This is a genomic window from Actinocrinis puniceicyclus, from assembly GCF_018283645.1.
Classification (GTDB): domain Bacteria; phylum Actinomycetota; class Actinomycetes; order Streptomycetales; family Catenulisporaceae; genus Actinocrinis; species Actinocrinis puniceicyclus.
The window spans coordinates 1-7194 of record NZ_JAGSXH010000187.1 but is presented as its reverse complement, the minus strand read 5'-3'; the positions used below and the strand labels follow the sequence as shown (position 1 = coordinate 7194).

The following is a 7194-nucleotide window of genomic DNA, read 5'->3' as shown; positions in this document are numbered from 1 at the left end:
GAGCAGGGGCAGGGCCAGCGGCACGGACGCGACGACCTGCTGCGGCGCGCGTACCACGCACACATGGTGGTCGGGCCACAGTGTCAAGGCCCTGCGGCCCTGGCCCGGGCCGCCGTCGAGCACGATCGTCCCGGTCTCCGCGATCGCCAGCGCGCAGCCGGTCACAACGCTGTCGACCGCGTCCAGATCGCGCGCCGTCGGCCGCGCGGCGTCAGAGACCTGACGGATATCGCCGCAGTCCGCTGCGATACCCGAAAGCCAGGAAGCGGGCAGGCCCGCGGGCACGGCCACGCTGCGGGCGCCGCGCCGCGCCAGCAGCCCGGCGATCGTTTCCGGCAGCTGATCCGGCGCGCACCGGTACACGTGCGCGCGGTAGTCGGCGAGGTTGCGGGCGAGCAGTTCGGCAAGGGAGCGCGGGTCGTCCGGCGCGTGGGCGGTCAGGTAGCCGCGGGGGACGGCTACGTCGCCGGGGCTCTCGTCCGCCGGCACATCTCGCAGCGCGTTGCGCACCCGGGCAAGGATCTCGTCGCGCGCGCTCATCACGACCCGGCCTGCCCGGGCTCGTCGGCCTGCCCGGGCTCGTCGGTCCGGTGCTTCCACCAGTCCCGGAACGACTGCTCGGGCAGCTTCGGCAGCTGCCGGCTGTCGGTCCACGCGGCCCCGATCCCGGGCAGTCGCCCGGGTTGCAGCCGCCGGGCGCGCACGGCGATCCGCTCGGCGGCCGCGAACCGCCGCGGGTCCGTCATCACCCAGCGGGCCGCGCGCATCGCGGCCCGCTCGGCCCGGTGCCCGCGGCCGCCGCGCGCCGCGACCTTCGCCCGCAGATGGACCAGCACCCGCGGGATGTCGATCTCGACCGGGCACACCTCGTAGCAGGCCCCGCACAAGCTGGAGGCGAACGGCAGCGAGGCGTCCAGCGCGTTGTCGAGGCCGCGCAGCTGCGGGGTGAGGATCGCGCCGATCGGCCCCGGATAAGCCGAACCGTAGGCGTGCCCTCCGGCGCGTTCGTACACGGGGCACACGTTCAAGCAGGCGGAGCAGCGGATACAGCGCAGCGCCTGGCGCCCGACCGTGTCGGCCAGAGCCCGCGTGCGGCCGTTGTCCAGCAGCACCAGGTGGAAGGCGCCCGGGCCGTCGCCGTCGGTGACGCCGGTCCACAGCGTGGTGTAGGGGTTCATCCGCTCCGCGGTGGAGGAACGCGGCAGCAGCTGGAAGAAGACCTCCATGTCCCGCCAGGTCGGCACGACCTTCTCGATGCCGACCACCGCGATCAGGGTCTGCGGCACGGTCAGGCACATCCGGCCGTTGCCCTCGGATTCGAAGACCGCGAGCGTTCCGGTCTCGGCCACCATGAAGTTCGCCCCGCACACCGCGACCTTCGCGCGCAGGAACTTCTCGCGCAGGTGCAGCCGCGCCGCCTCGGCCAGCGCCGCGGGCTCGTCGCCGAGGTCCTCGGGCGCCGGCATGCCCCAGCGGCCCATCGCGGTGCGGAAGATCTCCCGGATCTCGCCGCGGTTGCGGTGGATCGCCGGCACCAGGATGTGCGAGGGCCGGTCGTCGCCCAGTTGCACGATCAGCTCGGCCAGGTCGGTCTCGTAGGCGCGGATGCCCTCGGCCTCCAGCGCCTCGTTCAGGCCGATCTCCTGGGTGGCCATCGACTTGACCTTCACCACCTCGCGCTGCCCCGTCGCGTGCACCAGCCCGGCGACGATCCGGTTCGCCTCGGCCGCGTCCCGGGCCCAGTGCACCACCCCGCCGGCGGCCGTGACCTTCTCCTCGACCTGCAGCAGGTAGGTGTCCAGGTGCCGCAGCGTACGGGTCTTGATCGCCGCCCCGGCCGCGCGCAGATCGGCCCAGTCCGCCAGTTCCCCGACCGCGTGCGCCCGCTTGTCGCGGATCGTGTGCGTCGCGCGGGTCAGGTTCGCCCGCAGCCGCGCGTCCTTCGTCGAGGCGCGGGCCGCGTCCGGGAAGGCGGGCAGCCCGAGGAAGGTCCGGCCGGCGCCGGCCGCGCCGCTCACGCTCTGCGTCACAACCACACCATCACACACCGGCCGCCGGCCCGCCAGGTTCATCCGATCTTTCCGGGGACGGGCAGGCCGGTGGCGCGCAGCGTCAGGTTCAGCCGCCCCCTGGTCAATCCGGTGCCCGGGTCGCCCGTGCCCGGATAAACCTTCGGCACGCCGTGATATGTGAACCGGGACGGGCCGCCGAAGACGAACAGGTCACCCGACTCCAGTTCCACGTCCGTGTACGGTCGTCCGCGCGTCTCGGCGTTGCCGAAGCGGAACACACAGCTGTCCCCGATGCTCAGCGAAACGACCGGTGCCGCGCAACGCTCGTCCTTGTCCTGGTGCATGCCCATGCGCGCCGCGCCGTCGTAGTAGTTGACCAGCGCGACGTCCGGCGTGTATTCGCCGCGGCCGTCCAGATAGTCGCCGACAGCACTCTCATACGCCGCGGCCAGGGCCTGGCGCCCCAGCTCGACCAGGGCGTCCGGCAGCGGCGCGACACACTCGCCGTTGACGTCGTCGGCCGTGCGCGTGTACCGGTAGGGCTGCCAGTGCCAGCCGAGGCACACCGTCTGCACGGACATCACGCCGCCGCGCGGCAGCACGGTGTGGCGCATCGGCACCGGTCCCGCAGCCCAGCCCCGGCACGCGGCCACCAGGTCGCGCTGCTGCGCCGGGCTCAGCCAGTCCGGCACGTGCACCGCGCCGGGCGCGATCCCGGCCCGCGGCCGCGAAATCAGGCCCCTCATACGATCGCTGCGCTGTTCCACAGGTGGTGCATCGCGTACGAGCGCCATGGCTGCCAGGCGCGCGCGTCCTCGGCTGCGGCGCCGGCATGGGCGTCGGCCCCGGCACGCCGCAGCGCCGCCTTGATCGCCACGTCGCCGACCAGCAGGACATCCGGATCGCCGAGCCCGCGCATGCGGATGTAACGGGCCGTCCACGGCCCGATCCCGCGCAGCGCCAGCAGTTCGCGCTCCGCCTCGTCCCGGTCCGCTCCCGGATCGAGCCGCAGCCCGCCCGCGAGCGCCGCCGATACCGTGCGCAGCGTCGCCCGCCGCGCCTCCGGCATGCGCAGCGCGCCCAACTCGCTGTCGGCCAGCTCTCCCGGCGCGGGGAACAGGTGGGTCAGGCCGCCGCTGGGCGTGGGCAGCTTCTCACCGTAGGCCGCGACCAGCGCCTCGCCGAGCCTGCGCCCCGCCGCCACGGTGACCTGCTGGCCGAGGACCGCGCGCACCGCCAGTTCCGGCGCGTCCGCCGAGCCCGGTGCCCTCAGCCCCGGCGCGCGCCGCACCAGCGGGCCGAGCACCGGATCCGCGCCGAGCCGTTCGCCGACCGCGTACGGGTCGGCGTCGAGGTCGAACAGGCACCGCAGCCGCTGGATCCCGGCCGTCAGGTCGCGTAGTTCGCCGAGGTGCAGCCTGCACTCCAGCCAGCCGCCGTCGCCGATGCGCTCATCGACCTCTGCTACCGCCGCCGCGGCAGGCAGCCGCAGCGTCCGGCGATACGTGCGCGCGCCGCGTTCGCCCAGCATCTCCTCGACGCCTGCGATGGCACGCCGGCCGAGGAAGTCGAACAACTGTGCCGCGGCGTACGGACCGCGCAAGGCCAGCCGCAGCGCGATTCCGCCGCCCGCCCCCGGTTCGTGCCCGCCGCGCAACACCGGCCCGTTGCCGCGCTTGGGCCGCGCCAGCCGCAACTGCGTCGGCGTCAGCGCGTAGATCGCCCGGATCGTCTCGTTGAACTGGCGGATGCTGTCGAAACCCGCGGCGAAAGCCACCTGAGAGACCGGCAGCCGCGTGGTCTGCAACAGCACCCGCGCCGTGTGCGCCCGTTGCGCCCGGGCCAGCGCCACCGGGCCCGCGCCGACCTGCGCGGTGAGCTGCCGCTGTACCTGCCGCGCGCTGTAGCCGAGCCGCGCGGCGAGCCCGGCCACTCCCTCCCGGTCGACCACGCCGTCCGCGATCAGCCGCATCGCGCGCGCCACCGCGTCGGCGCGCACGTTCCACTGCGGTGAGCCGGGTACGGCGTCCGGGCGGCACCGCTTGCAGGCGCGCAGGCCCGCGCCCTGAGCCGCCGCGGCGCTCGCGAAGAACCGCACGTTCTGCCGCTTGGGTGTCATCGCTGGGCAACTGGGCCGGCAGTAGATGCCCGTCGTCAGCACCCCGACGAAGAACTCTCCGTCGAAACGTGCATCGCGGCCGCGCAACGCCTCGTACTTGGCGTCCTCACTCATCACGACTCCCATCCTGGGCCACCGGGCGATCGGGGGCTAGCGGAAATCGGACACCACGGCCGCGCGTGTCCGCCCGTTTGCGCGACGGCGCGTTTGCCTGACGGCGCGGCGGTTACCCGGGATGAGCAGCTTTTCTGGGATGGAGGTGGCTGTAACGATGGGAACGCCCACCGTGCACCGGACGGCCGTGCCCGCGAGGAGCCGGCCCGGAATCGACTTCGGGCGGCTCCTGCTCACGCTCGCCGGTTGCGCCGCACTGATCGTCGCCGCGTTCATGGACTGGACCCGGGGCGTCACCGGCGTGGATCTGAGCAACCACGCGCTGGTGAAGATGGAGTTCTTCGCCCAAGGCGACATCGTCAAGTCCGTCGGCGGTATCGCGATCCTCTTCGGACTGGTCGCGCTGGTCGGCGTGGTCGACCGCACCGGCTGGCTCACACGTCTGGCCGGCGCGCTCGGCATCGTGCTGTTCGTGCTGCTGGCCATCGAGGTCTACCGCTCGGCGCAGCACAGCATGCAGGCAGGGGCCTGGCTGGCGCTGGCCGGCTCGGTGGTGCTGGTGCTGGCCGGCTTCCTCGGCCGCGAGATCGTCGAGGGCCCGGCAGTGATCGAATAGCTCGATCGGGCGCCGGGCGTTCGGCCCCCGATCGAAAATGCGCGAGCCACGGCGGCCGTAGCGATGCCCGCCGCGGCTCGCGCACAGTCTCGAAAGGAATACAGGACTCGACGATGTGGCGGGCGCGGGTGGACGGGGTGCGGGCGATCGGGCCGCGTCGGTGCGCATGCTTCGCCGTTCTCGGGGTACAGCGGCGCTGCTTTCGATCCGGAGCCGGATTTCGCAGCCCGCCGTTCGCGGGCAGGACCGGATCGCCAATCTTTGGAGGTGCCCTGTGACACTCTCGGAGGCAATCGCCCCGCCACTACGGCCCACGCGCCTTTCCGTCACGCGCTCCACCGCGCAGGACACCCGTTCGCGCGAGGGCCGCCCACGCCGGCCACGGCGCCCGCTGACCGCGCGTGAAATAGAGGTGCTGGCCCTCATCGCGGACGGCAAGACCAACGAAGAGGTGGCCGGGCAACTGGGCATAGCCCGGCACACGGTCAAGAGCCACATGGCGCACATCCTCGACGCCCTCGGCGCGATGAACTCCGCGCACGCCGTCGCCATCGCGCACTGCCGCGGCGATTTCGGCCCGCGCCGCAAGATCGCGTGGAACCCGGACGTCTCCTACCGCGAGGTGCAGGTCCTCGAAGGGGTCGCGGTGGGCATGACCGACGTGCAGGTGGGCCGCAAACTCTGGGTCTCTCAGCACACGATCAAGTCGCATCTGCGCCGGATCTACGTCAAGCTCGGGGTCAGCTCCCGGGCGCAGGCCGTGGACGCCGCGTTCCGCAGCGGTCTGCTGGTCACCAGGAACCCGGCCAAGCGCCAGGCGTGACGAGCCGGCGCCCACCGCTCGCGAACGGTGTTCGCACAGATTCGGCGGCCGCATGGCGCAGCCGCCCCAGGGTACCCGCGTGGGCATGACTGAATCGATCTTCGCAGAGACTCTTCCCGCGGACCGGGAACCGGACCGGACGCCGGACTGGGAGCCGGAGCGCGGCCGCGGCCGCCGGGCCGGGATCTTCCCGGAGCCGCCCGATCCGCTGACCCCGACCCCCGATCCGGCCGACCCGATGCAGCCGGATCCCGCCCGTCCGCAACCGATCCAGCCCGACCCGATCCCGGCGCCCCCGCCGGGCCGTCCGGGACCGCAGCCGGCCCCGCCGCTGCCGGAACCCGACCCGGTGCCGCCGCGTCCGCCCGGCCCCGACCCGCAGCCGCCGCTGCCCGAGCCGGCCACCGCGGGCGACGCCGCTGCGTGGGCGGACGGCTGGAAGCGGCCGTGAGCGGCCGCGGTCCCGTCCAGATCGACGCGGACGAGCGCCGGGTGCGCCTGTCCAACCAGGACAAGGTGCTGTTTCCGCGGACCGGATTCACCAAGGGCGATCTGGTCGACTATTACCGGCGGATCGCGCCTGTCCTGCTCCCGCATCTCGCGGGCCGCCCGGTGACGCTCAAACGCTTCCCGGACGGTACGGGCGAGGCTGGTTTCTTCAGCAAGAACGCTCCGCCGAACACTCCCTCGTGGCTGCGTACGGTCACGCTCGCCGCCCCGCACAGCACGAAAGGCCGCGATTCGGTGCGGTACCTCATGCTGGAGGAGCCGGCCGCGTTGGTCTGGGCGGCCAACCTTGCCGGCGTCGAACTGCACGTGCCGCCGTGGCGGGTCGGACCGCGCGGCGGGATGCGGGGCGTGGACCGGCTCGTCTTCGACCTCGATCCCGGCCCGCCCGCGGGGCTGGGCGAATGCGTGCGGGTCGCATTGCTGCTGCGCGACGCTCTGGCCGCTGACGGGCTGAGCGCGTACCCGGGGGTCTCCGGCGGCAAAGGCATGCACCTGTATGTTCCGATTCGCGAGGCGGAGCCTGCCCGGGCCGCCCGATATGCGCGGCGCGTCGCGTCCGCACTGGAGGAGCAGCACCCGGATCTGGCGGTGACCCGGATGGCGAAGGCTGAGCGGCCGGGCAAGGTGTTCATCGACTGGAGCCAGAACAGCGGGCCGAAGACCACGGTCGCGCCGTACTCGCTGCGCGCAGAAGAGTGCCCGGCGGTGGCGCTCGCGCTGCGCTGGGAGGAGGTCGAGCGCGGCGATCCGGCCGCGCTCGTCTTCGAACCGGCCGCTGTGCTGCGGCGGATCGAGCGCGACGGCGACGCGGCGGCGGCGGTGTTGAGCGGCGGTCCGGCACTGCCGTCCGGCTGACGGCGCGAACGAGCGGACCGGAGCGAGCGGACCGGAAAGAGAGGGCCGGTTGAACAGGCCGAAGCCGGTCCCGTTTACACCCGCGGATCGCGGTTAACCGAGGACCAGGGCCTGCCGGGTGCCCTCCCCCCTCCCCCGGTAGGCC

At 73.2% G+C, this 7194-nt stretch carries 8 protein-coding genes; 4 read left to right on the top strand and 4 right to left on the bottom strand.

The window, feature by feature from the left end; genetic code table 11:
* The 4 genes from KGA66_RS27140 to KGA66_RS27125 form a co-directional block, all read right to left on the bottom strand.
* Positions 1–540 (bottom strand): LutC/YkgG family protein (locus KGA66_RS27140; RefSeq protein WP_211472109.1); only part of this gene is annotated, 540 nt, incomplete at its 3' end.
* Positions 540–2030: a lactate utilization protein B gene (locus KGA66_RS27135; protein WP_312887092.1), complete on the bottom strand. Its 1491-nt coding sequence runs from the start codon at positions 2028–2030 to the stop codon at positions 540–542. The genes KGA66_RS27140 and KGA66_RS27135, both read right to left, overlap by 1 nt.
* 38 nt (positions 2031–2068) lie before the next feature.
* Positions 2069–2758, bottom strand: coding sequence for an alpha-ketoglutarate-dependent dioxygenase AlkB family protein (locus KGA66_RS27130; protein WP_211472105.1), 690 nt, complete (start codon positions 2756–2758; stop codon positions 2069–2071).
* Positions 2755–4245, bottom strand: coding sequence for an AlkA N-terminal domain-containing protein (locus KGA66_RS27125; protein WP_211472103.1), 1491 nt, complete (start codon positions 4243–4245; stop codon positions 2755–2757). Before KGA66_RS27125 ends, KGA66_RS27130 begins: the two co-directional genes overlap by 4 nt.
* A 157-nt stretch (positions 4246–4402) precedes the next feature.
* Between KGA66_RS27125 and KGA66_RS27120 the strand changes: the two genes are divergently transcribed.
* The 4 genes from KGA66_RS27120 (at position 4403) to ligD (ending at position 7049) form a co-directional block, all read left to right on the top strand.
* Positions 4403–4861 carry a sugar:proton symporter gene (locus KGA66_RS27120; protein WP_211472102.1) on the top strand — a complete coding sequence of 153 codons (459 nt, stop codon included), beginning with the start codon at positions 4403–4405 and terminating at the stop codon, positions 4859–4861.
* 274 nt (positions 4862–5135) lie between these two features.
* Positions 5136–5684, top strand: coding sequence for a response regulator transcription factor (locus KGA66_RS27115; RefSeq protein ID WP_312887091.1), 549 nt, complete (start codon positions 5136–5138; stop codon positions 5682–5684).
* Positions 5685–5769: 85 nt separating this feature from the next.
* Entirely contained in the window at positions 5770–6135 is a 366-nt protein-coding gene (locus KGA66_RS30605) for a hypothetical protein (protein ID WP_246508816.1), read from the top strand.
* On the top strand, positions 6132–7049 hold the full coding sequence (gene ligD, locus KGA66_RS27105; protein ID WP_211472098.1) for a non-homologous end-joining DNA ligase: 918 nt from the start codon (positions 6132–6134) through the stop codon (positions 7047–7049). Before KGA66_RS30605 ends, ligD begins: the two co-directional genes overlap by 4 nt.
* Positions 7050–7194: the final 145 nt, after the last annotated feature.

Bases quoted from the DNA above. Each gene is read 5' to 3' on its own strand.
- KGA66_RS27130 (WP_211472105.1), bottom strand. From the start codon at position 2,758: ATGAGGGGCCTGATTTCGCGGCCGCGGGCCGGGATCGCGCCCGGCGCG.
- KGA66_RS27125 (WP_211472103.1), bottom strand. From the start codon at position 4,245: ATGAGTGAGGACGCCAAGTACGAGGCGTTGCGCGGCCGCGATGCACGT.
- KGA66_RS27120 (WP_211472102.1), top strand. From the start codon at position 4,403: ATGGGAACGCCCACCGTGCACCGGACGGCCGTGCCCGCGAGGAGCCGG.
- KGA66_RS30605 (WP_246508816.1), top strand. From the start codon at position 5,770: ATGACTGAATCGATCTTCGCAGAGACTCTTCCCGCGGACCGGGAACCG.